The organism is Paenibacillus ferrarius, from assembly GCF_002027705.1.
Classification (GTDB): domain Bacteria; phylum Bacillota; class Bacilli; order Paenibacillales; family NBRC-103111; genus Paenibacillus_E; species Paenibacillus_E ferrarius.
Genome location: NZ_MBTG01000038.1, coordinates 14,920 through 37,131, shown reverse-complemented (window position 1 = coordinate 37,131; position 22,212 = coordinate 14,920). Strand labels below are relative to the sequence as shown.

Here is a 22,212-nt window from a genome sequence, read left to right as displayed (position 1 = left end):
TCTATTTTACGGACGATTGCCGAATGTTTTCTTGTACTCCGTAGGCGTGATTCCGCAGCGTTTCTTGAAGGTTCGGATAAAATGACTCAAATGATGAAACCCAACCTGAAAGCCGATCTGTGTAATCGTATGCGTATCGCGCCGAATCAGCTCCATAGCCCTCTCGATGCGCACTTCCGTAACGAAATCAACAAACGTTTGTCCCGTTTCTTTTTTGAATAAATAACTGAAATACGCCGGTGCCATATTCGCGATGAATGCTCCGTGTTCCAGCGGGATATCCTGACTGAAGTTGTCATAGATGTACCGTTTCACTTCATCCATGGGTTGTTGGTCCGCCAGCGCCGGCTGTTTGGCAGGCTTCCGCTTCGCCTTGCGGTACTCACGGTCAACTAAGATCAACAATTTGGCTAAGTTAAGCAGGATGGAGTGCTCGAACCCCACTTCCTTATGCTCGAATTCATCCTGAATATCCTGCAAAAGCTGTTCGACGAAAACCTGCTTGTTTTTCCCGAAATGAAGCCAAGAATGGTGGATGAAAGGAATCAGGGGATCCTCATCGGAATGCTGCAAGAGCGGATACAGCGTATCGGAAAAAGGCTTTAATTGCTCCTGAATCAGCAACGGAATGAAATCGACGATCACCACTTCGAACGCTTTATCCTCAATCGCACTCAAACTATGCTCAATATGGGGAGCAATGATGAAAATATCGCCTCTGCTGGCTGTAAGCGACTTCCCGCGCAATTGATGGTTGCACACTCCGTGAAGGACATAAACGATTTGAATATAATCATGAATATGCATGGGTTGTTTCATCTCGGTGCTAGAGTACCGCATGATTTTAAAAGGAAAGGCTTTATTCAACTGATCCTTGCTTTGATAATAGGGTTTATCTGGCCCCATCTCACTACCACCTACTATCATTCATTAGGATGAAAAATTTGATAATAAGTCCTTCCGTACAAAGACTTCCTTGCCCGATTTAAACGTACGTTCCAAACGAATTTGGTTTCCTGCTCTGCGGAACAGAACCAAATCAGCCGGAGCTCCCGGCGCCAGACCTGAAGATGAAGGCAGCTTCATGCAGCTGGATGGTCTTACAGAAGCCATGTCCCAAGCTTCCGCTAAATCGGCCAGCGCCCGATTCGTTACATGCTCAATGCCCCTAAGCAGCATTTGCGCCGATCCGGCGAGGAGGTTGTCATCCTCAGCGAGATGCAGCTTGCCCTCCGGCGTTAAGACGACAGAACCACCAATGTGTGTTGTGTACGCACCCGCTGGCAGTCCGCTCAGTGAAACCGCATCACTCACGAGCATCGCTTGAGCACCTTTCACTTTGAACACAACCTTCAACACCTGATCTGGCAAATGAAAGCCATCCGCAATTACACTGCTCCACAACCGATCCTGAGCTAATTGCTCCCAGATATAATTCGGATGGCGCGGCATCATCAGATGAGCCCCATTGCCAAGATGCGTTGACATCCGCGCGCCCGCTTCCACCGCTTCACAGATTTGTTCCGGTGTTGCTGATGTATGTCCGATTGAAACCGTTACGCCGCTTTCTGTACACTTCGCAATAAATTTAGCACTATCGGGCCATTCTGGCGACAGAGTAACAATTCGGATTCGCCCGCCGGATGCTTCCTGCCAACGGGTAAACAGCTCCCAATCCGGCGGTTTTACATACTTAAGGGCGTGTGCTCCGCGAGCGCCGTCATGAGCAGAAATAAACGGGCCTTCCAGGTGGATGCCAGCAATGCCCTGATCGGCAGCTGCATCCTCTCGGCATGCGAACGCTATGGATTCCAAGGCTTCTTGAATCGCCTGATCACTGTTAGTAATGACCGTCGGAAAGCAGGAAGTTACCCCCTCCTGCCAAAGCTTGCGAATCACTTCACCAACCAGCTTATCAGCATATGGCATATGATTAAAGTCATGCCCTGCATACCCATTTATCTGAAGGTCAACTAAACCTGGGGCGACAATCGCCAGCTCTGACGTTCCGCGGGTCTCCAATGTGATCGGCTCTATGCTGCGGATCATCCCCTGCTCCAAACAGATCGAGACAGGCTCACCCGTTGCATAATGAATGGCGTGCAGGTTTATCTCTTTACTTTCCATATGAATCCCTGTCTACATAAAGCGTACAATCTGGATGTTTACGCAGTATCGTAGATGGACATTCCGTTGAAATAGGTCCGTTAAGCGTTCGCTCGACCGCCTTCTGTTTCGTTGGCCCTGGGACAACACAGAACAAATGTGAGCCTGAGAGCAGAGCCGGAATCGTTAATGTCAGCGCATGAGTGGGGACGTCCTTGATAGCAGCGAAACAGCCGTCATTCACCTGCTGCTGCCGGCAAGCGTTATCCAATTCGACCATTTTGATCACCTGCGGATCGTTAAAATCGGCAACAGGCGGGTCATTAAAGGCGATATGCCCATTCTCACCGATTCCAAGACATACCATATCGATGGGAGCCTGACGCAGCAGTTCCCCGTAACGGCGGCATTCTTCTTCACTCTCATTGGAGCTGTCAATCAGATGCACCGTGCCCGGTTTTACTTGATTAAACAGACGCTCGCACAGAAAGCGGCTGAACTTCTGCGGCGCATCCACAGGCAAACCGTTATATTCATCCATATGAAAGGCTGTAATTCGATTCCAATCAATCGCTTGATCCTCCAGCAAATAGGCCAAAAGCTCATTTTGTGAGGGTGCCGCTGCAAAAATCATCCGAATGTTAGGTTTTTCGGACAACAATTGCTTGATCCTTGCGGCAACATCCACACCCGCAGCAGTGCCCAGAGCAAGACGGTTGTCATAGACGTTAACCTTCAAGGAATCAATCGTTTGGCTAAAGAGAACGTTAGGCAATTCATTCATACGTCTATCCTCCTCTCGATAATCCATATGGCTGCACGAAAGATGCTGTTAGTCCATGTTAATCTGAACACCCTTCGCCGAGCTTTCATAGATAGCTTCAACCAACTGCACAGCTCTCAATCCGTCCTCGCCAGTAACGAGGGGATCTATACCCGTTTCAATGGACGCAATCACGTCTATAAACTGGCTTTGATGAAAATCGGAAACAATGCTGCGGGGATCGCTGACCCCTCCGTACGCTCTCGCTTGCGTCCAGTTCGGCTCACTTCTGCCGGGAACCGTCCAGTGAACGATGGAGGAACCCTCCAACTTAATCGTCCCCTTTTCCCCGTAGAGGTTAAGGGTTGCCGGGAACCCGGGTTGGATGCTGGTTGAAGCCATAATCGTGCCGAATGCGCCGTTTTTGAATTGCAGAAGCGCCAGCCCCAAATCCTCCGCTTCAATGTCATGCGTTTGCGTCGCAATTTTGCCGAAGACCGTTCGAACCTCTCCGCCAAACCAAAGCAAAAGATCCAACGTATGGATACCTTGATTCATAAGAACACCGCCATCCTCCGCAATCGTCCCCCGCCAATCCGCCGTGTCGTAATAGTCTTGCGTCCGCGAAAAGGACAGCGAGGTCTCCACAAGCAGAAGCTTGCCAAGCGCCCCTTCATCTAATACGCGTTTGACGGCTTGATGCTGGGTTTCAAAACGCCTTTGCGAGATGACCGATAGCGTAACTCCACGTTCTTTGGCTGTACGTACAAGCTCGGCCGCATCATGCGTAGACATTGCGATCGGTTTTTCCAGCACGAGATGCTTTCCAGCCTTTAGAACATCCAGCCCAATACGCGCATGACTCCCGCTTGAAGTCGTCACACAGACGATATCGACATCCGCACTCTGGATCAACTCGTGGTAGTTAGTCGTCCACAAACAATCCTCTTGTTCCGCAACCGCTTTCACCTTTGCTTCATTACGACTGGAAACATAGGTTAAGCTTGCGTCCTCAATCTCACGAATAGCCTCGATATGAAAGTCGGCGACAGATCCGCACCCAATAATGCCAAATTTCCATGTCGTCATTGCTCCTATACCTCGCTTAGAAGGGCACGCAGCGCATCGAGCGTCATACGAGTGCCGGTCATCTGACTGCCCCCTTCAGGAATATAATGCGTCTCGATCGTAAAAAGCCCCTCGTACCCGTCAGCCAACAAAGCCTTAAGATGTGCAATCACAGGCACATTGCCTGAGCCAAGAGGCACACAACGGGCTGTACCGTCTGCGCATATATACGCATCCTTAAGATGAATATGAGCCAGAGCATCCTTCATGAATCTGTAACCTGCCGGAAATGCCTCACGACCGCCATATGCCTCATTGCCTGGGTCCCAAAGTCCCCTTAGAGCAGGCGAGTCAACACCTCGCACAATTTCAGCCACTTCCTCCGCAAAGCCGCCATTGCAGGATGGTTCATTCTCAAGCAAAAGCTGCACGCCTCCCTGTTGGGCTGCTTCTGCAGCTCGCCTTAGGCAACTGACGATATCTTCCTTATATTTCAGTGGTTCGGCCTCACGCCAGAATGAAAAAACACGAATCCGATTCGTGCCCAGCAGCTTAGCTAGCTGAATGGCACGGTCCAGCTTGGCGAAGTGAGCATCCACATCCTCTTCTTTCTGACCAAAAGTGTCTCCCGAGGCCGTTGGCCTGCTCAAATCCAGCGCACATTTAAACAAAGGAGAAGCCATCGCAGAAATGAATAAACCGCGAGCCTCGACCTGACGCCTAACTTCCGTCGCTTGCTCGTCATTTAGCGTGATCACATTCTTCCCGTTAATGACTCGGACTTCCACATGCTTCAATCCCTGTTCGACTGCCCAATCCAACGCTTCTTCAAAATGAGCAGAAACTTCATCCGTCAGAACGCCTAATCGTTCAAGTATCATTTTACACATCCCACCATTCCTCTAGTTCCCCTTAATTATAGCAATTGAACTATGCGAAAAGTTGACGTTTTTTTCGGACTATAGTTACATATTTTACGCTTTTCTCGGCCGAATCCTCTCAGACACTAACTACAAACACGCCTCTTGAATAAAATCATCCAACGGTTGTCCATTTGTCGCGGTTTGCGGTCTGGGATTGTGGTTGGGATTGCGGTTTGCATTTCCTATTTGCCGTTTCCGGGTCGTGTGCGAATTGAGATTACCGGTTTGTGGTTACAAATTGTGATTTATAGCCGCTCCTTATCAAATTCCTGCAATTGTGCATCTTTTTTCCTCTTTCGATCACCTAAATAAAGAAATTCCTGCGATTCTGCAGGCTTTTTAGGCCATTTCCCGATTTCAGGTTAAAAAAAACAAAAATACCTGCACTTTTGCAGGCATTCCCACTTTTCATCCGATTTTATCAAAAAAACCTGCATTTTCGCAGGCTTTCTCGATGAGGTGAACCAAAGACCGATCCCGTTTCCCACTCAACGTGGAAATACACAATAATTCCATCCAAGGCCGCTTAGCCACTAAGCTTAGCCGAATGACAGAACGCCCTTATTCTTCCGCAATATTATAAGTTCAACAACATTTTATAATGCTTGATCGTGCTAATATGCATGCCTTCATGATACAGCGTAAAGTTAAGGAACTCTCCGATGGTTTCAAGTCTAAACCCGCTGGAGGTTGTGTACGGCGAAAGTGCTTTGTCCGCAAACTTATCTGCTAACGCCGTTTGGATACGCTGCTGCTGCTGACCTAACCTGTCTATCACTTCCGACATACTTGGTGGAGTCTCCGTCCAAGTTAGCGGTGTTGTCCCAGCGGCGAATAGGGTCATGAAGGATTCTGGAAGCTGTGCATCAAACCCATGGAGCATAAACGCAAACCGCTCTTGAACCAAATAAATATGTCCAGCGTGCCATAGGATATGATTTCTAAAATTTTCCGGTATGCGAGTTGCATCGCTCTCCGTAAGTCCTTCGAGTATCCGAAGTGTATTTTTTCGGGCAAATGCCAATTGATCGAATATCAAAGAAGATTCCATATGATCTGCTCCTTTTTATCGCTACTAACTGCTCTTTCATCAAATCAAATCAAATCAAGCCAACCCTAAACCTCAATACCATCCACCACTTACTCTCATAAGACTCCAGCACAACCTCTGCCAACTCAAGATATGCATCTTTGATTCACTCTCTGGCCTAGCTGGTGTATGAGCTACGAATTTCCTTATTTAAATTGGCCGCAACCTAATCTCCCGCCTTGCCCAGAGGAGTAGGCATTCAACGCTCCTCCACACTTAGCGCACCCATCAGCTCACCAAATTACTTCCCAGCAGCCAACTCAGCAATTTGTCCGGAAAGCACAATATGAACCCCCGTTTTGCCGGATTTAGCAGATTGGATCAATCCAGTCGCAATCGTCTTCGCATGAATAGGCCGATAAGTCCGCAGTCCGCCTATCATGAGCGGGGCTATCGCCCGTGCTGCAAGGCTGCCCAGCCTCTCGCCAACTCGCACCTCATTACGGTCTCCAAGAATGAGAGAAGGACGCAGCAGATAAAGCACTGGGAAATTCAGCTCCCTAAGGCTATCCTCCACTTCACCCTTCACCCGATTATAAAAAATCGAGGACTTGCTGCTTGCCCCCATGGCCGTCACAATGGCAAAAACATCGGCTCCGCCTGATTTCGCCATTTGAGCGAGGTGCAAAGGATACGTCAGATCGACCTTCCGAAACTGCTCTTGCGACCCCGCCTTCTTAATCGTCGTGCCGAGAGTGCAATACACATGCGCATGTTCCATATCCGAAGCTGAGAAATCAGCTTCCAAATGACTGAAATCCGTCTTAACCTGAACCAATTTCTGCTTGCCCACGAGATGGTCGGTTGGAATGTTCCGCCGAACAAGAGCAATAACTTTCTCATAAGCTTCATCTTGCAGAAGCAGCTGAATGAGCTCGCTTCCCACTAACCCGGTGCCTCCGGCAACAACAGCAGTAATTCCCATAGCGCCCCTCCCTTCCTTCAAGCTGCTTTTACACTTCCCAGTCGTTTCTCAGAATGCCATATAGATTTACCAACAAAGCGGCAGGTTCTTTCGCAACCATCTGGTCCAGTTCCAATACTCGGACAAAATGCTGTGCTATCGGCTCAGCCAACTCCGTTAATCTAGCAGCAGGCATCGTCGGAATCCGCTCGACCCACGCCAGCAAGAGCTGCCAATCCTGCGCAGTAATTTGTTCTTTCTCAGCCTCCAGATTCAGTCCTAGATTCGGATAGTTTTTCTTGACGATTGCTGTATCCAGCTGCTTTCGCCGCTTCACGCGTTCAAAACGGGCCTCAATCACCACGATCGTGCCAGCAACCATATCTCCGATACGCTTGTCCTTAGCGCTAAACATGATACAGACTGCACCCAAGAAGTAAAAGCTCGGCATCATATCCAGCAATCGAAACAGATTGCGAATCAGGATCGAAAGCATCGTAGCAGATTGCCCATTATTCTGAAGCACACGCAGACCGAGCAGCCTCTTGCCAACGGTTTGCCCGCCCATGAAAGCCTCTGTACAAACAAAATACCCTAAATTCAAGAGGATTAATAAAATAATGGAGAATGCCATTAAATAATCAGCAGCGGCTGGCAGCCAGTCCCCTGCGTACAATCGACGTACCAAAAGCACGAAAAAAAACAAAAGGCCATTCACGACCATTAAAATCAACGTATCTAGCAAATGCGCTATCGCTCTAGAGCCAATTCCTGCAGTCTGAAATTGCAGCTGCACCTGCTCTGGGGTAATGATTGTCACTTTTTTATCCAGAGACTCGTTCATCCTATCTCCTTCTGATTTCATAATTATGGTAACAATTGTCTTAGATATGATAAAATGAACACGTTCGCTCAAGCATAGGAGGATCACCATGACGTTAGATATTACGCGTTTTATTCGTGAACATAAATCGCAATGGACTGAGCTCGAAGATCTTATAAGACAGCTGAATAAGCGGAAGAGCAGTTTGCAAGCCAGTCAAATCAATCGCTTTACGGAACTTTACAAAACAGTATCGGCCCATCTCGCCACTCTGCAAACACATCGGCCAGCAGACGAAACTACCGTGTATCTCAATCATCTCATCTCCCAAGCACACAATGCGATGTACAAAGAAAGCAATAAAAGCAGCTCGCAAATGAAGCAATTTTTCCTTCATTATTTTCCGTCGCTGATTCAAGCCAGAAGCCTGTTTGTTGGCTTTGCGCTGATCCTGTTCCTGCTGGGAGGACTTCTCGGTTTCCTGTCCGTTTGGAAAGATCCGTTAAACCTGTCGATGATTATGCCCGGCACGATGGCCGAAAATATTGATCCGTCCCGAACAGCCGATCCGCGCGGGGACATCCATTCCCCCCTTGTTTCAACGGCGATCATGACGAATAACATTCGAGTCGCGGTTCTCGCTTTTATTAGCGGTGTGACACTGGGCATTGGCACCGTGTATTTAATGATCAGCAATGGACTTCTCGTTGGCGCACTGGCTGCTGTCTTCATGAAATCCGGAAAAAGCTATGTATTTTGGGCGTATATCTTGCCGCATGGCATTATTGAGCTAACCGCTATTTTTATTGCGGGCGGGGCTGGTTTGTATATGGGGTATCGTTTTTTTGTGCCGGGCCCCTATCCACGCAAGCTGCGCTTTCTGGAGTCAGCGAAAGAATCCGCACAGCTGCTGATCGGCACGATCCCTTTATTTATCGTCGCAGGCATCATCGAGGGGTACATTACGCCATCTACGTTGTCCCTGGAAGTGAAATATCTCATTGCCGGCGTTACTTTGCTCATTCTAATTCTGTACTACGGCTATGGTATTAGTAAACGAGCTAAACAAAAACCATTAACCCTATAAATGATCGCGTGATTTTAAGTCCAAATACGCATTCACGGCGCTAAGCGTAAGCTGGTCGGCAGGAACATCCATTACTGGGATGCCATTGCCGGCCATTTTGGCTACGTAAGCATAACGATCCGTCGTAAACTTGTGAGCCATGCTTTGCCGATAAGCCTGCTTGCTGTCTTCTGCGCGAATGCGTACCCAACCGTGAATCAGAGGGTCTTGCAAAGATAAGAGCAGCACATGATGACTGCGCCGCAATCGCTGCACATAGGGCAGCATCTCTTGATCGTACAGATAGCTTTCCATATCCGAAAACAGCACAACCAATGAACGCTTTTTCAGAAAACGCAGCACATGTGTAAAAGCAACCTGGGTACTGGACTCAACAAAGTCCGTACGCAAATCATACACAGCCCTTGTTAGGGCCTGAAGATGCGGCAGCCCTTTCCCAGGTGGCACATAGACTTTCACTTGATTCGAATAAGCAACCAGCGAGACTTGATCTCCTTGCTTCAGAGCCACGGCTGCCAGCGTCAAAGCCGCTTCCAACGTCCGATCCAGCTTCACCTGACCTTCAAGCTCAATCGCCATTTGGCGGCCGCAGTCCAGCACCAACGTCACAATCTTTCCTTTTTCCGGTTGAAAAAGGTTCGTCATCAGCTTGGTCGTGCGGGCAGAAGCCTTCCAATTGATATGCCTGATATCATCGCCTTGCACATAATCACGGATGTAGGAAAATTCGGAGCCGCTGCGCTGCTTTTTGAACAGCCGATGACCTTCGAGGATCAACGCATCCTGAACAGCCCCGAGCACGCCTCGTACCTGAGATAGATCCGGGTAAACCTCAATCTCCGCTTGATGCTGAATCCTCACTTGCTTTTTCCAAAGACCCATCCCGCCCCAGTAGCGTAGATAGACGTATTTGAAGTCATATTTGCCTCTTTCCAACGCTTTAACCGTGTAGAAAATGGACGCAGCTGTTCCACGGAATGCACCGCTGAGCTGACCGCTTTCAAGCTGGAAGGTTGGCGGCAAGTCATCCATCACCTCTACCTGAACATGAGCGGTTCCTTGCGCGCTAAGCTCAATGGATATTTGGGCGCTGCTTCTGACATCCATCTGCTCCGGCAGTTTGCGCTGGACTGTCCAGCTGCTGCGTTTGGGGAGCAGCAACAGATCAATGCCGCTTAACAGAATAAGCAAAGCATTGTAACTCCAAAATACAGGCTGGACTGAATCTCTATCCCAAACAAAAGCTATCATATTCACAATCGCTCCGACAGCTGCAAGGAGGATGAAGCGGTTCGTCGGCAGGATAAAATCCTGGATCAGCCGTCTATCGAGGAACCGGAATAGCGCCGAGCGTTTCTTGGATGATGTGGTCACTGGTTCCGCCCTCCAATTCCGCTTGCGGTGTAAGCAGCAGCCTGTGCCGCAGCGCTGGCCGCGCTACAAGCTTGATATCGTCGGGCGTCACATACGTCCGTCCATCCAGCAGAGCCCAGGCCTTGCTCGCCATCAACACCGCAATACCTGCTCGCGGACTTGCTCCCAGCTGAACTCGCTTGGATTCGCGTGTCTTACGAATAATCGTTGCGATGTACGCATACAAGGATTCCTCCACGACGACATCTGCCAGCTTCCGCTGCAGTTCTTCAATGCGTCCCGGTGTCAAAATAGCCGAGAGGGTTTCCTCTTGGTGCTGAGGGAAAGGGATATGTCCACGAAGAATCGCGATTTCTGCTTCTTCGCCGGGATAATCAAGCACCAGCTTGAACAAGAACCGATCAAGCTGAGCTTCAGGCAGCGGATAGGTGCCTTCGTATTCAACAGGATTTTGAGTTGCTACAACAAAGAACGGGTTTGGCAGCTTATATGTATTTCCCTGAATCGTCACCTGACGCTCTTCCATCGCTTCCAGCAGCGCCGCTTGGGTCTTCGGTCCTGACCGATTAATTTCATCAGCGAGCAGCACATTCGTGAAAATCGGACCTTGAATGGTCGTAAACGAATGCTCCTGCATGTTGTAAATAACACTGCCCGTAATATCACCGGGCATCAGATCCGGCGTGAACTGAATGCGGCGGTAATCGCCTCCGATGAATTCCGCAAGCGTGCGCGCCATCTTCGTTTTGCCTAGACCGGGCACGCCTTCCAGCAGCACATGCCCGCCTGCCAGCAGTGCGGTGACGAGCAGCCGGATATTCAGCTTTTGGCCGAATAAGCGCTGCTCCATCGCTTGTATGATTTCGTTCATTACGCTCACTCCTTCTCCAAGTAGGCGATGATCTCGCCCATCTCACGCGTTCGCTGCACGAACGCTCGTGTACTCACACCCCGCCGCTTCGCAGCGCGGGGCTTCTCTGAGCCGCCGCCATCAGCCGGCGACTCTGCCAGCAGGCGCGCGAGCTGCGCCGCCTGCGCCTCAGGCAACCGGCCGCGCGCAGCTTCCGCGGCCTGCGAAGCACTGGCGCTGGGGCTGAGCCCCCAGCGCTGATGCAGCAGCTGCCGCAGGAACAGCTGCTGGTGGGCAAGCGCCTCGCGCTGGTAGCCGAGGCGCTCATACCAAGCGGCGACGGCGTGCACGCCTTCGTCGCCGCGGCGAACCGTCCACGCCCGCGGCGTATGGACGGAGCCAAAGCGCTTGCCGCGCAGCCAGAGCCACAACACCAGCGCCAGACCAAGCTGCACGCTGGCAAGCACCAGCCACGCGGGATATACGGCCAGCAGTCCGGGCTTCGTCCCGAAGCCGTGATGGGTCTCATCGACCCACACGGCAGCCCAGGACTTCGCGAACAGCGGCCAGATCAATTCGAAATGGGAGGCTTCATCAATTGTCCCATTCTGCATCCAAGTCGGGGTCAGCACCATCGTGATGCTGCCTGAGCCCTCCTGTACGCGGCTGGCGAGCACGCCGCGCTCATCCTCGAACAGCGCCTGCCCAGCTCCGCCCACCTGAATCCGGTACGGCGTTTCCACCGTGCCTGTGAACTTGCCCTCCGCTTGCAGATAGTCGGGCGAAGCCTTCATAGCAGAGGGCGTCTTTTTCTCATTCGCAGCCTTATTTCCAAGTGCTTCTCCGTCACCCGCAAGCTCCGTCTTCCACATCTCCCAGCCTTCCGGCTCACGATCAAACAACACCGCGTCGTTCCCCTTGCGAACCCACTCCAGCAGTTGTTCCCGATCCGCCTTCGTCACACCCGATGGCTGAATCGCAACAAGCAGCATGGACGTCCCGCTAGGAAGATGTTTCCAATTCAGCCGCCATTCTTTCACAACTGCTTGCTTCGTGCTAAGCAGTTCCTTCCATGCTTGGGTCCCATCGGTATCAGCGGAAAAGGATAGATAGGGAGGCTGATCGGGCAGCTTCGGCTTCACCAGCCAATAACCTAATGCAAGAAACAGCAGGATACTGAGCGCTAGTCCCACGTGCAGCTTATTCAGCCCTTTCATGGATCAAGCCCTCCTTCCTGTCAATCACCCGAGCAATTTGTTCATACATCCATATGAATTGTTGTTCTGTCACCAATTCTTTCCCATACCAGATACGGTCAAAAAGCAGTGAACTTTCTTCAAATAACGGAATGAGCAGCGAAGCTGATCCTTTCAGCTCCTCTGCATATTCCCAGTTCGTCTTCCATGTCTCCACCCGAATCATACGCTCAGCTTCCAGGACAAACAGCAGGGAAAGAAAGACAGAACGCACGCCTTCTCTCCAATCACCCATTTGTCGCAGCTCAGCAGCTTGCTGCCAATAATAAAGATAAGAACGACTGATTTCCCCTTCAGGCAAATACGTTTCCGTCTTTGCCCTTTGTTGCCAAATCAGCTGTTTCACGAACCAATAAATCGCAAAAGCAGCAATGCCCAGAAGCACAATCATCACACCGATGGTCAACCAGTCTGTGACCTTGTCAGAAACTTCAAAATCGGGCAGCAAACCGCGCAGCTTCCGGAAAAAAGGCTTTAGCCAAGACCAGAAGGATTCATGGTCCTTGAGCTCATAAGCTTTATATTCCTTTTGCTCCAGAATTTTTTTTAATTGCTCTTTATCTTCTTGCAAAGATGCGGCAAAGCTTGCTTGAATCATTCTTTTTTATCCAAATTAATAGGTTGTGGGTCATCAAAAGGGTCAAACGGCTCCAATTCCTCCGACTTATCGTAAGGTGAGGAAGATATTGTGTGCTCAATCATAGCTTCAAGACCGAAGCCTTCATTCCGTACCTTCAAATCAAAGAAACTCACCGCGTAGGGCAAATACCACAAGGGCATAACGATAATCGATATTAAGCTTTGCAGCAGCTGCGCCCATAAACCTAAGCCAAATACAGCCGCAATAATCAATTGAATAACAGCCAGGAACAAATACAGAATGAGCGTTAGCACAACATACATGCCCAATAAGCGCCAAAAGCTGCTTCGTGTTAATTTCCAGCTGCGTCCGAGCCCAATGGATTCTTCCTCCAAGGCAACAAAAGGCAAATAATAGCTCCATCGAATACAAAAGTAAGCAAAAGCAAACAGCGAGCCTAGCCCCAGCAGGATAAAGAATAGAATGGTTAAGACCATCCCTCCCCCGCCTGAACCTCCTACTGCGCTCGAGAAGCTTCCTCCCAGTGCGAATACAATGGCAAAAATAACGATAACAATCGCAAGACCTATGTATAATCCAAACATGATCAGCCCACCGAGAAAGGTACTGCCTGCTAACGGCCAGAATCGACGAAACGATTTCTTCAAAAGCTGTCCGACCTTCGGCGTCTCTTCCCCCAGCAAGTTAGCTTTAACCAAGTGAACCACAGAAGCCATAGAGGCTGGAAAAAGGCCAAGAAGCATAATAGGAACTAACACGATCATCAGGATAAGTGCTCTCCAGATGAACTCTGGATCTTGCGCAGCTGGATTACTTTGTAAGTAAGAATCCGCTCCGAACATATCCTCAAGCGATTTGCCACTTCGAATTTGATCAAGAATGGAAGAGGATGTACTTGCCGTCTCTTGATACATCAGCAAATGCTGGAGCAAATAGAAAGGACCGAATAAGATCAGCATGATTAATGTTAAAGCCACAAAATGTTTACGGTACAGCTGGAAACTGCGATCCAAAATTCTCCCAATTCCCATTGGTCTTAATGGCGTGCTTTGCATGGATAACCCCCCAAATGTTGGTAATTTACTAACTACTTGACTATTATACACCCGAATCCGTGATCCTTGCTATCGCCTGAAATCATTTCGTCTATGAATTGATTTTAATATCTTATTAAAACCACAGGAATTATATGGTATTATTAATTGGAATGAATACGCCAAAGGAGTGAGTAAGATAGCTATTACAACATTTAAAGCGACAGCCCAATTGCAAGAAGGTGTGGTTGTCAAAGTTAGTTCCAGAAACTTTGAGTTTACGATTGATGAACCAAAAAGTTTGGGTGGAACAGATACTGGAATGAATCCTGTTGAGGCGTTGCTTGGTTCTTTGGGAGCATGTCAATCGATTGTAGCCAGAGTATATGCTAAAAAGTTCAATATTCATCTTGAAGATTTTCGAGTTGAAATTGAAGGAGATCTGGATTTGGACGGATTCTTTAAAAAGTCCGATGTCCGTCCTGGATATTCGGATATTCGTTATACTTTTCATATCAAAACAGACGCACCTCAAGAGAAGGTTGAAGAATTTGTTAAGTTTCTAGAAGAAACTTGCCCTGTTGGGGATACAATTGCTAACTTGGTCAATCTCAAATTAAGCGGCATTATCATCGAAAATTAATCTTCCAGAAAAATCTCCAACAATCAACGACAACTCAAAAAGCCTCTTTCCTACTAATAGGATAGAGGCTTTTTGAGATTTCCAAGAGATTCGGAATTCTGAACCACCTTCAGCGATCTAATTCCACTCTGTTTCTGCCCCCCGATTTGGCACGATAAAGCGCGTGATCCGCTCTCGAAACCATATCTTCCAAAATCATCGTTCCGTATTCCAACGTTTGCGAATATTCGGCTACACCGATGCTCGCTGTCAGCTTCACAGTCAATTCCCCATTCACATACGGTTCGTCCATCAAACGTCTCCTGAGATCCTCTGCCAAGGAAACACTCTCCTGCGCATTTCTGCGAAGGACCAATAGAATAAATTCTTCACCGCCATAACGAGCAACGATCGTGTCCCCACCGACATTATTCTTCAGAAGGGAAGCCACATGCTGCAGAACACGATCCCCCACCAAATGACCATACGTATCATTAATTGTCTTGAAATGGTCGATATCCAGCATCATGACTGAACATGTCTGATTCGCAGCGATATTGGCCAACAGTTGTTCATTGCCTTCCAGCATCATATATCTCCGATTATGTATCTCTGTCAATTGATCCACCAGGGCAGAATGTTCCAGCAGCGTGATATTCGTCTTTAGCTTTTCGGACATCAGGTTAAACGTATCGCACAGTTCTCTCAATTCGATCGGCGCCATTTTAATTTTTTCCGGACTAATTTGGTAATCATAATTGCCATTTTGAATGATTTTCGTAGCGCGAAGCAAATACCGAATCGGCTTCTCAATCCGAGAGGCGATCGTTATCGCAGCGAATATGCTTACTATGAGGGCAATTAGCGAAATAATAATAATCGTAATACTCAATTGATTAAGACTCTCGAAGACTTCTTTCTGGGTAATTTCGCCAACAATAATCCAGCTTTTTCCCGATGCCCACTTATATTGACCATAGACGATATCTCCGTGGAAACCAACGTACGCACTATCATCGTTACTCTTCGTCTTCGCTCTTTGAATAATTTCGGATGTCATCTGTGTCTGGGCAAATGTTGGATCATTGCTTGCATCGACTGAAGCCGTTACTACATTACCGTCCCGATCGAGCACATACACTTCCCCGGTTTCACCAAAACTGAGCTGTTTCATTAATTTATTCAGCATTTCCAGTCTGATCATTCCGACAACAGCGCCTCGAAATTCATTCTGGTCTCCCAGAACCGGCACGGAGAAGGTAATGATGGGCATTCCGGTATCCTTGGAGTAGACAACACCGGAGATGAAGTTTTTCTTATCCATCGCATACTTAAAATAATCCCGATCTCCCACATATACCTTCAGCGTCGGATCTGTTTCTGAGCGGATATATCCGTCTTCTTCCACAAAGCTAATCAATGCGAATTCTGAACCCACGCGCTCATAATCTTGAAATTCTCTCCTTAATTCGCCAATCCGGTGAAACTTTGCATTATCCGATACCGCGAATCGCTTGATCACATCAAGCTTCTCCTTATTCCACCGCTCGATATAAAGACTTTGCAGGGTGACTACTTGCTTTAACTGATTTTCCGCTTCATGTAAGCGGTCTTTTTTCTCTATGAGGTAAAAGGTGACAATAATTGAAAAGGCAAAGAGAACCACTACGAGGCCAATCCATAATTGAAACCTCATTTTGATGGTTTGATTTGAAAAAAAAGCATACCTGCGTCCCATTCTGATTTTGACCCCTTTTTATCCTACATATCCTTATTATACCTTTATATAGAGACAAGAACAGACAAAATTCACACTTTTTTGACATTTCACACAAAAATATTTATCAGAATTGCTAAATTAGTACTATTTACAGGAGCAATGGACTGCCCTCGCAACTGTTTATGATTTGAAAATATACCCTGTTTCCATTATGCTGATTTTGTAGAAAGAAATGAGGTCGTGTTCCCAATGAAAATACTCGTACTCACAGAAAAACCGAGCGTGGCCAAAGAAATTGCCCGTGTTCTCGGCTGTAATCAGAAACAAAAGCACCATTATGAAGGTGCCAAATATGTTGTCACTTGGGCGCTTGGCCATCTGGTGACCTTGGCTGAGCCTGAGGATTATGATGCCAAGTACAAAACTTGGAACCTGGAGGATCTTCCGATTCTGCCAGAACGCATGAAGCTCAAAGTTATGAAAGAAACATCGCAGCAATATCGTGCGATTGAACAATTAAGCAAACGTGGCGATCTAGCAGAGCTGGTCATCGCCACCGATGCGGGGCGCGAAGGCGAACTCGTCGCGCGTTGGATCATGGAGCTGATCCGCTGGAGAAAGCCGTTCAAACGGCTTTGGATCTCGTCGCAGACGGATCAGGCGATTCGCGAAGGCTTCGCGCAGCTGAAGCCTGGCACGGACTACAACCGGCTGTATCAGGCAGCCGTCTGCAGATCTGAGGCCGATTGGCTGATCGGCCTTAATGTCACGCGCGCGCTGACCAGCAAATTCGGCGCGTCTTTGTCCGCTGGGCGCGTGCAGACGCCCACGCTGGCGATGATGACGGGCCGCGAGGTTGAAATCCGCGATTTCCGGTCCGTCGACTATTGGTTGATCGAAGCGGAGCTGGGGGCCTTCCGCGCGATATGGCGTGACCCCAAAACAGGCGATTCGCGCATATTCGACCGTGAGCGCGCCGATGCCCTGAAAGCCAAGCTGCAGGGCCAAAGCGGCAGAATCCTGCAAGTGAGTCAAACCGAGAAGCAAATCCCGCATCCGCTGGCTTATGATCTCACTGAGCTGCAGCGCGATGCGAACCGCAAATTCGGCTTCTCGGCCAAGACGACATCCAATGTGCTGCAAAGGCTGTATGAGCAATATAAGCTCGTCACTTATCCGCGTACCGACTCCCGTTATTTGACATCGGACATGGTACCGACTCTGCTTGGCAGACTCAAAGGCTCTGCAATTGGCCCCTATGCGGCACTTGCCGCACCTTTTATACGCAAACCTTTAACCATAACGAAACGCATCGTGGATGATTCCAAAGTGAGCGATCACCATGCCATCATCCCAACTGGAGAAGCTATTTCATTAGCAACCTTAAGTGCTGACGAACGCCGGCTGTACGACCTTATTTTACGTAGATTTCTTGCCTTATTCAGTGGCCCATGCCGTTATGACGAAACGAAGCTGACGATCGAAGTTGCCGGCGAAAAACTTTACGCTTCCGGTAAAGTCGTGAAACAAGCCGGCTGGAAAGATGTCTATGGCACCGTTGATTTCACCGACCCGGATCGCGAAGAAGCCGAGACGGATGAAGATCCGTCGCAACTGCTGCCTCAAGCCAAAGAGAAAGATGCCGTTACCGTCAAGAACACTCGCCAATTAAGCCGTCAGACGAAACCGCCGGCTAGGTACAACGAAGCCTCCCTGCTGTCCCAAATGGAGAAATGGGGACTTGGTACGCCGGCCACTCGCGCAGATATTATTGAGAAGCTCGTATCTTCTGACACCATTGAGCGCCAAGGTTCTTCACTCATTCCAACAGGGAAAGGCACTCAGCTCATCGAGCTGGCTTCCGAAGAGCTTCGTTCTCCAGAGCTGACCGCACGCTGGGAGCTCGAGCTTGAACGAATTTCCAAGGGCAAAGGAAGCATGGACCAGTTCCTTAGCGGGATTCGCAAGAAAACAGTCGAGCTCGTTGAAGAAGTCAAAAGAAGCTCAGCTGCCTACAAACCGCATAACCTAACGGGAAGCGTATGTCCGGATTGCGGTGAATTCCTGCAAGAAGTGAAAGGAAAACGTGGTCGTTACTTCGTCTGTTCCAGTCGCGAGTGCTCCTACAAACGCGAAGCCGACGGGCAGCTGACCAACCATCGTTGTCCGCAGTGTCACAAGAAAATGGAGATCCACAACGGCAAAGCCGGCAAATACTTTCAATGCCGTCCTTGCAATTTCGTGGAGAAAGTCGATAGTGAATCCACAGGCGGCGGCCGGCGTGCCTCTGCCAAGATGAACCGCCAGCTGATCGAGAAGTTCTCAGATCAGACTCAGCTCGGCAACTCCCTTGCCGACAAGCTGCTAGCTGCCATGCAGCAGAAGAAAGACGAATAATTCACATGAAAAAGAGGTTGTCTCAAAAGTCGAAAATGACTGTGAGGCAGCCCCTTCTGTTTTAGAGGCTCTACGGGTACCGCCTAATCCTAACTACAACCGCATCTGCAATTGCAACTGCCTATTCAACTGCGACTACAACCCCAACTCTGTTGCCAAATTCCACTGGAATAACTACAGTGTTATCGGGTTTGGGAGGTGGAAATGCTGCTTTGACTGGAGTTTATCCAGTGAAATGCAAAAAACCGCCTTCCTTGAGGCCACAAACCCAAATTCCACTGGACTTACTACAGTGTTATCGGATTTCGGAAGGAGGAAATGCTGCTTTGACTGGAGTTTATCCAGTGAAATGCAAAAAAACGCCTTCCTAGAGGCCACAAGAGGCTGTATTAAAAAGAAATCTCTCTTTGGCAATGGAGGTACCACCCAACCATTTGAACAAAAGGAGAGATTTCTTAGTTTTTTACTTTGAGACAGCCCTTTTCCTCTGATCGGCTGCGCTCTATCTTTTAGGGAAAGTCCCTTTATCCTTCTTGGGCTAATGCCGTAATTTTCCCTTTGACCGCCATCTGCAGCTCTTCCAGGCTCGTAATTCCAAGACTAATCAACGCTTCCCCAGCTTCCATATGAACATTCGCTAAGATATGCATACTTGTATTGGGTACCAAAGATTTGCGGAATTCGTGAAATAAAACAGCATTGTATGTTCGAAGGACTGTCATGAACTCTACCGTGGGAGGGACGAAAGCGCGAATCTCGGAAGATCCCCAGAAAAATTCCCTCACATTCATGATATCGGAACCTGTCCGATTTAATTTGCGAACCATAGCAAAAAATTCATCAATCAGTGCCTGCCTGTCCGGCCTCATATCATCATCCCCCAGTTCAACATCAACTCGGTTATAAACCGTCTAACTGAAGGATATCACAAATAGTACTTTTGATCTACATCTATAGTTTAAAAGACCCATATCATTCCAAAATTTTGTTTTTGCGGCCAAGGGACTGTCTATAGCTCCAAAACATGTCCAGTACAAATAACACAACGCCTAAATTAATGGCTAAATCCGCTAAATTCATCACCCCATTGCCTGAGCGAAAGACGATAAAATCCGTCACTTTCCCAAAGAGCAATCGTTCAATCCCATTTCCAATGGCTCCTCCTACCAGCAAAGCCGCACCTGATTGCTTGAGGATGCCTTGAATGCGTCCTTTTTTCCAATAATAAATAATGACTGCCACAATCAAGACGGCCAGTATTCCCAAATAACGCGCCCAACCTTGCAAGGTGCTGCCAGCTGCGCCCGTATTTTGATAATACGTAAACGATATAATGTCTTTATAAAATGGCATAGATTCGCCAACACTCAAAATAGACCGGATCTTATATTTGGTAATTTGATCAATCGCCGTGACGATGAAAATAATAAGATAAAACAACATAACCTGACACCCCTCCTGACGGCAGCGTTCACCCGTTCTTTCTATTTTACACGATGATTGTACCCAACTGCGAATGCTGCGGTTTCCAATAAGCCTGCAACGCAAATAAACTACCTCAGACCTCGTCTGCGGCAGCCGATTGCAATGCCTCATGAACCTTTACTCTCAGGTTAATGCCAGCAGAGTCTTCACCAGGTCACTCGGCGAGTTCACCAAGTAATCGGGCTTCCCACTAAGTAATAGGCGCGGTGAGTCATATCCCCAAGTCACAGCAATAATCGGCACGCCCAATTTCTGGCAGGCCTCAATATCCCTTAGCTCGTCACCGACATAGATCATCCTTGAGGGTGGTGTCCCCCACTGTTTCATCACTTTCCGAATCGAATGGTGTTTGCCAAAAAGGTGCTTTGCCGAAATGATCTCCTTGAACGCGCCATCCATCCTGTTGTTCTTGAGAAACGTCCGAATATTGCCTTCGGAATTCGAAGAAAGAATCGAACTGCGTATCCCCAGCGCTGAAATGTGGGCTATGACCTCTTTCATGCCAGGTACAATGTGCAGCGTACGGATGTTGTCTTGATACATCTGCCTGCCAGCAACGACTAGCTTTGGAATTTGGAGGACAGGAACGCCCAACCGATTTACCCGCTCAGAGATCGTAAGCGAACGTAGAAGCGCCAGATCCTGATCGCGAATCATACGGAATTGATACTGCGCAGCCATTTCATTATACAACTTTACGAGCAATGCTCTAGAATCCACCAAGGTCCCGTCAAAATCAAAAAGGATGTGTTTGACCATTACCATTCAGTCGTATATAAAAATAAGGCCGGACCCTCGGGCGGCACTTCGCGGATTTGATTATGCGTAAATTCCTCAATCGGGTCTACAGCCACATGCGGATTGCTAACCACACGGACATCTTCCCATACGCAGGTGACCCCGCGTGCATAACCTTCTGCCTCACCAGCATACATTTTACAACCTTGGCAGAACTGCTCTTTCTGCTGAACATCCAACTTCACTATTTTATTGCGAAGACAGCAGTAAATTTCGTTGTCGGCATTACATACATTAACGTGAGTGATGAGAGCCATTGGTCAGTCAACTCCTTGCGGCACATTTTGTGTGTAATAGTAAGTTTATCGCTCTACTATTAAGTGTATGACAGTTTTTTGTAAACGGAATAACATTTCTCATGACAAGCTGCCTAAATTTGCTACAATAAGGAAAGAAAATTCCGATTGGAGGTTATTTCGTGCAAGATTGGTTGCATTATGCCATTCCCTTCGTCATTATCGGCTTCTTTATCTATCGCCGAACGAAGCGCACCATTGGCTTTCAAAAGCTTTCTCGCGGCAGACTTAAGTTCCGCCTCATTCTTTTCAGCGTCTTGGGACTCTTCATTTTCCTGCTGGGCTTTATTCACCCCATCCATTTCATCGGCTATATCATTGGGCTAGCCGCTGGTGCGGGTCTAGGCCTCACGGCCATTCGCCACACCCGTTTCGAGCATCGCTTGGATGGTTGGTACTATCGCACCCACTTATGGGTAGAAATTACCGTTCTTGTGCTGTTTCTCGGCCGCGTAGTCTATCGCGTCGCTTTCATCAGCCTTGCTACGAACGCAACTGCCAACCCATCGAGCATGAACCCTGCCGACCTGACACAATTTTCAAAAGACCCGCTGACTGCCGGCGTTTTCTTCATTATCGTGTCGTATTATGTTTTGTTCATTAGCTACCTCCTTCGTGAAGAGGCCCATTTGGACCCTGCAGCTTTGGCGGCAGACGACAAAACCGATGGCACAGTATCGCAGACGAATGTGGATATTGCGAAGTAATTAGCTTTGGAGCCGGCTTTTTCGGGCCAGCTTTTTGTGGCTGAGACGCCCCTTTTGGGGGCGGGCTCAGCTTATTTTTTTTGGGGGGCTTGTATTCCGAGACTGCCTTTTGGGCTGGCTCGGAGGGGTCTTGGCTACTTCTTGCCGCTGAGACGGCTTTTTTGGCGGGCTCAGCTTGCTTTTGTGGGGGTTGGGGGCTTTTTTATTCTGAGACTGCCTTTTTGACGGGCTCGGAGGGCACTTGGCTACTTTTTGCAGCTGAGGCGGCTTTTTTGGCGGGCTCAGCTTGCTTTTGCGGGGGTTGGGGG

22 protein-coding genes are annotated in these 22,212 nt (G+C 48.5%); 4 read left to right on the top strand and 18 right to left on the bottom strand.

Annotated elements, in window-relative coordinates; translation table 11 throughout:
* Positions 1 to 6 precede the first annotated feature (6 nt).
* The 8 genes from BC351_RS31070 to BC351_RS31035 all read right to left on the bottom strand — a co-directional run bounded on the left by BC351_RS31070 (position 7) and on the right by BC351_RS31035 (position 7,698).
* Entirely contained in the window at positions 7 to 906 is a 900-nt protein-coding gene (locus BC351_RS31070; protein WP_158082289.1) for a helix-turn-helix transcriptional regulator, read from the bottom strand.
* A gap of 24 nt (positions 907 to 930) precedes the next feature.
* Complete coding sequence (locus BC351_RS31065; RefSeq protein ID WP_079418353.1) at positions 931 to 2,127, bottom strand: N-acetylglucosamine-6-phosphate deacetylase; 1,197 nt, start codon at positions 2,125 to 2,127, stop codon at positions 931 to 933.
* On the bottom strand, positions 2,117 to 2,890 hold the full coding sequence (locus BC351_RS31060) for a glucosamine-6-phosphate deaminase (RefSeq protein ID WP_079418351.1): 774 nt from the start codon (positions 2,888 to 2,890) through the stop codon (positions 2,117 to 2,119). The genes BC351_RS31065 and BC351_RS31060 overlap by 11 nt, the downstream gene beginning before the upstream one ends.
* A 48-nt stretch (positions 2,891 to 2,938) precedes the next feature.
* Positions 2,939 to 3,958 carry a Gfo/Idh/MocA family protein gene (locus BC351_RS31055; RefSeq protein ID WP_079418349.1) on the bottom strand — a complete coding sequence of 340 codons (1,020 nt, stop codon included), beginning with the start codon at positions 3,956 to 3,958 and terminating at the stop codon, positions 2,939 to 2,941.
* A gap of 5 nt (positions 3,959 to 3,963) precedes the next feature.
* Entirely contained in the window at positions 3,964 to 4,827 is an 864-nt protein-coding gene (locus BC351_RS31050; protein ID WP_244209233.1) for a sugar phosphate isomerase/epimerase family protein, read from the bottom strand.
* Positions 4,828 to 5,437: 610 nt separating this feature from the next.
* Positions 5,438 to 5,911, bottom strand: coding sequence for a DinB family protein (locus tag BC351_RS31045; protein ID WP_079418345.1), 474 nt, complete (start codon positions 5,909 to 5,911; stop codon positions 5,438 to 5,440).
* Between the two features lie 280 nt (positions 5,912 to 6,191).
* Complete coding sequence (locus tag BC351_RS31040; protein ID WP_079418343.1) at positions 6,192 to 6,875, bottom strand: NAD(P)H-binding protein; 684 nt, start codon at positions 6,873 to 6,875, stop codon at positions 6,192 to 6,194.
* A gap of 28 nt (positions 6,876 to 6,903) precedes the next feature.
* Positions 6,904 to 7,698, bottom strand: coding sequence for an RDD family protein (locus tag BC351_RS31035; protein WP_158082288.1), 795 nt, complete (start codon positions 7,696 to 7,698; stop codon positions 6,904 to 6,906).
* Positions 7,699 to 7,786: 88 nt separating this feature from the next.
* Between BC351_RS31035 and BC351_RS31030 the strand changes: the two genes are divergently transcribed.
* Positions 7,787 to 8,764, top strand: a complete 978-nt coding sequence (locus tag BC351_RS31030; protein WP_079418339.1) for a stage II sporulation protein M — start codon at positions 7,787 to 7,789, stop codon at positions 8,762 to 8,764.
* On the opposite strand, the gene BC351_RS31025 is transcribed toward BC351_RS31030, so the two are convergent.
* From BC351_RS31025 to BC351_RS31005, 5 genes are read right to left on the bottom strand one after another with little or no spacing between them, the layout of a single operon-like run.
* Complete coding sequence (locus tag BC351_RS31025; RefSeq protein WP_244209232.1) at positions 8,759 to 10,138, bottom strand: DUF58 domain-containing protein; 1,380 nt, start codon at positions 10,136 to 10,138, stop codon at positions 8,759 to 8,761. The genes BC351_RS31030 and BC351_RS31025 overlap by 6 nt on opposite strands.
* Positions 10,089 to 11,009 carry an AAA family ATPase gene (locus BC351_RS31020; protein WP_079418337.1) on the bottom strand — a complete coding sequence of 307 codons (921 nt, stop codon included), beginning with the start codon at positions 11,007 to 11,009 and terminating at the stop codon, positions 10,089 to 10,091. Before BC351_RS31020 ends, BC351_RS31025 begins: the two co-directional genes overlap by 50 nt.
* A 5-nt stretch (positions 11,010 to 11,014) precedes the next feature.
* A complete protein-coding gene (locus BC351_RS31015; RefSeq protein WP_079418335.1) occupies positions 11,015 to 12,205 on the bottom strand; it encodes a DUF4350 domain-containing protein in 1,191 nt (396 codons plus the stop codon).
* Entirely contained in the window at positions 12,189 to 12,842 is a 654-nt protein-coding gene (locus BC351_RS31010; RefSeq protein WP_079418333.1) for a DUF4129 domain-containing protein, read from the bottom strand. Before BC351_RS31010 ends, BC351_RS31015 begins: the two co-directional genes overlap by 17 nt.
* Complete coding sequence (locus BC351_RS31005) at positions 12,839 to 13,900, bottom strand: DUF7847 domain-containing protein (protein WP_079418331.1); 1,062 nt, start codon at positions 13,898 to 13,900, stop codon at positions 12,839 to 12,841. Before BC351_RS31005 ends, BC351_RS31010 begins: the two co-directional genes overlap by 4 nt.
* A 178-nt stretch (positions 13,901 to 14,078) precedes the next feature.
* Between BC351_RS31005 and BC351_RS31000 the strand changes: the two genes are divergently transcribed.
* Entirely contained in the window at positions 14,079 to 14,522 is a 444-nt protein-coding gene (locus BC351_RS31000) for an OsmC family protein (protein WP_079418389.1), read from the top strand.
* 109 nt (positions 14,523 to 14,631) lie between these two features.
* Here the strand turns inward: BC351_RS31000 and BC351_RS30995 are convergent, their stop codons facing one another.
* The gene (locus BC351_RS30995; protein ID WP_079418329.1) at positions 14,632 to 16,239 is read right to left on the bottom strand and encodes a sensor domain-containing diguanylate cyclase; all 1,608 of its coding nucleotides are present in this window, start codon (positions 16,237 to 16,239) and stop codon (positions 14,632 to 14,634) included.
* Positions 16,240 to 16,470: 231 nt separating this feature from the next.
* Between BC351_RS30995 and BC351_RS30990 the strand changes: the two genes are divergently transcribed.
* A complete protein-coding gene (locus BC351_RS30990; protein ID WP_079418327.1) occupies positions 16,471 to 18,618 on the top strand; it encodes a DNA topoisomerase III in 2,148 nt (715 codons plus the stop codon).
* Positions 18,619 to 19,142: 524 nt separating this feature from the next.
* On the opposite strand, the gene BC351_RS30985 is transcribed toward BC351_RS30990, so the two are convergent.
* The 4 genes from BC351_RS30985 to BC351_RS30970 form a co-directional block, all read right to left on the bottom strand.
* Positions 19,143 to 19,487, bottom strand: coding sequence for a hypothetical protein (locus tag BC351_RS30985; protein WP_079418325.1), 345 nt, complete (start codon positions 19,485 to 19,487; stop codon positions 19,143 to 19,145).
* A gap of 103 nt (positions 19,488 to 19,590) precedes the next feature.
* Positions 19,591 to 20,061, bottom strand: a complete 471-nt coding sequence (lspA, locus tag BC351_RS30980; protein WP_079418323.1) for a signal peptidase II — start codon at positions 20,059 to 20,061, stop codon at positions 19,591 to 19,593.
* Between the two features lie 165 nt (positions 20,062 to 20,226).
* Positions 20,227 to 20,862 carry an HAD hydrolase-like protein gene (locus BC351_RS30975; protein ID WP_158082287.1) on the bottom strand — a complete coding sequence of 212 codons (636 nt, stop codon included), beginning with the start codon at positions 20,860 to 20,862 and terminating at the stop codon, positions 20,227 to 20,229.
* Positions 20,862 to 21,158, bottom strand: coding sequence for a hypothetical protein (locus BC351_RS30970; RefSeq protein ID WP_079418319.1), 297 nt, complete (start codon positions 21,156 to 21,158; stop codon positions 20,862 to 20,864). The genes BC351_RS30975 and BC351_RS30970 overlap by 1 nt, the downstream gene beginning before the upstream one ends.
* Positions 21,159 to 21,319: 161 nt before the next feature.
* Here BC351_RS30970 and BC351_RS30965 point away from each other — a divergent pair, with 161 nt between their 5' ends.
* Entirely contained in the window at positions 21,320 to 21,904 is a 585-nt protein-coding gene (locus BC351_RS30965) for a CcdC protein domain-containing protein (protein WP_079418317.1), read from the top strand.
* Positions 21,905 to 22,212 lie beyond the last annotated feature (308 nt).

Coding starts and splice junctions, on each gene's coding strand:
- BC351_RS31070 (WP_158082289.1), bottom strand. CDS start 906: ATGGGGCCAGATAAACCCTATTATCAAAGCAAGGATCAGTTGAATAAA.
- BC351_RS31065 (WP_079418353.1), bottom strand. CDS start 2,127: ATGGAAAGTAAAGAGATAAACCTGCACGCCATTCATTATGCAACGGGT.
- BC351_RS31060 (WP_079418351.1), bottom strand. CDS start 2,890: ATGAATGAATTGCCTAACGTTCTCTTTAGCCAAACGATTGATTCCTTG.
- BC351_RS31055 (WP_079418349.1), bottom strand. CDS start 3,958: ATGACGACATGGAAATTTGGCATTATTGGGTGCGGATCTGTCGCCGAC.
- BC351_RS31050 (WP_244209233.1), bottom strand. CDS start 4,827: ATGTGTAAAATGATACTTGAACGATTAGGCGTTCTGACGGATGAAGTT.
- BC351_RS31045 (WP_079418345.1), bottom strand. CDS start 5,911: ATGGAATCTTCTTTGATATTCGATCAATTGGCATTTGCCCGAAAAAAT.
- BC351_RS31040 (WP_079418343.1), bottom strand. CDS start 6,875: ATGGGAATTACTGCTGTTGTTGCCGGAGGCACCGGGTTAGTGGGAAGC.
- BC351_RS31035 (WP_158082288.1), bottom strand. CDS start 7,698: ATGAACGAGTCTCTGGATAAAAAAGTGACAATCATTACCCCAGAGCAG.
- BC351_RS31030 (WP_079418339.1), top strand. CDS start 7,787: ATGACGTTAGATATTACGCGTTTTATTCGTGAACATAAATCGCAATGG.
- BC351_RS31020 (WP_079418337.1), bottom strand. CDS start 11,009: ATGAACGAAATCATACAAGCGATGGAGCAGCGCTTATTCGGCCAAAAG.
- BC351_RS31015 (WP_079418335.1), bottom strand. CDS start 12,205: ATGAAAGGGCTGAATAAGCTGCACGTGGGACTAGCGCTCAGTATCCTG.
- BC351_RS31010 (WP_079418333.1), bottom strand. CDS start 12,842: ATGATTCAAGCAAGCTTTGCCGCATCTTTGCAAGAAGATAAAGAGCAA.
- BC351_RS31005 (WP_079418331.1), bottom strand. CDS start 13,900: ATGCAAAGCACGCCATTAAGACCAATGGGAATTGGGAGAATTTTGGAT.
- BC351_RS30995 (WP_079418329.1), bottom strand. CDS start 16,239: ATGGGACGCAGGTATGCTTTTTTTTCAAATCAAACCATCAAAATGAGG.
- BC351_RS30990 (WP_079418327.1), top strand. CDS start 16,471: ATGAAAATACTCGTACTCACAGAAAAACCGAGCGTGGCCAAAGAAATT.
- BC351_RS30985 (WP_079418325.1), bottom strand. CDS start 19,487: ATGAGGCCGGACAGGCAGGCACTGATTGATGAATTTTTTGCTATGGTT.
- lspA (WP_079418323.1), bottom strand. CDS start 20,061: ATGTTGTTTTATCTTATTATTTTCATCGTCACGGCGATTGATCAAATT.
- BC351_RS30975 (WP_158082287.1), bottom strand. CDS start 20,862: ATGGTCAAACACATCCTTTTTGATTTTGACGGGACCTTGGTGGATTCT.
- BC351_RS30970 (WP_079418319.1), bottom strand. CDS start 21,158: ATGGCTCTCATCACTCACGTTAATGTATGTAATGCCGACAACGAAATT.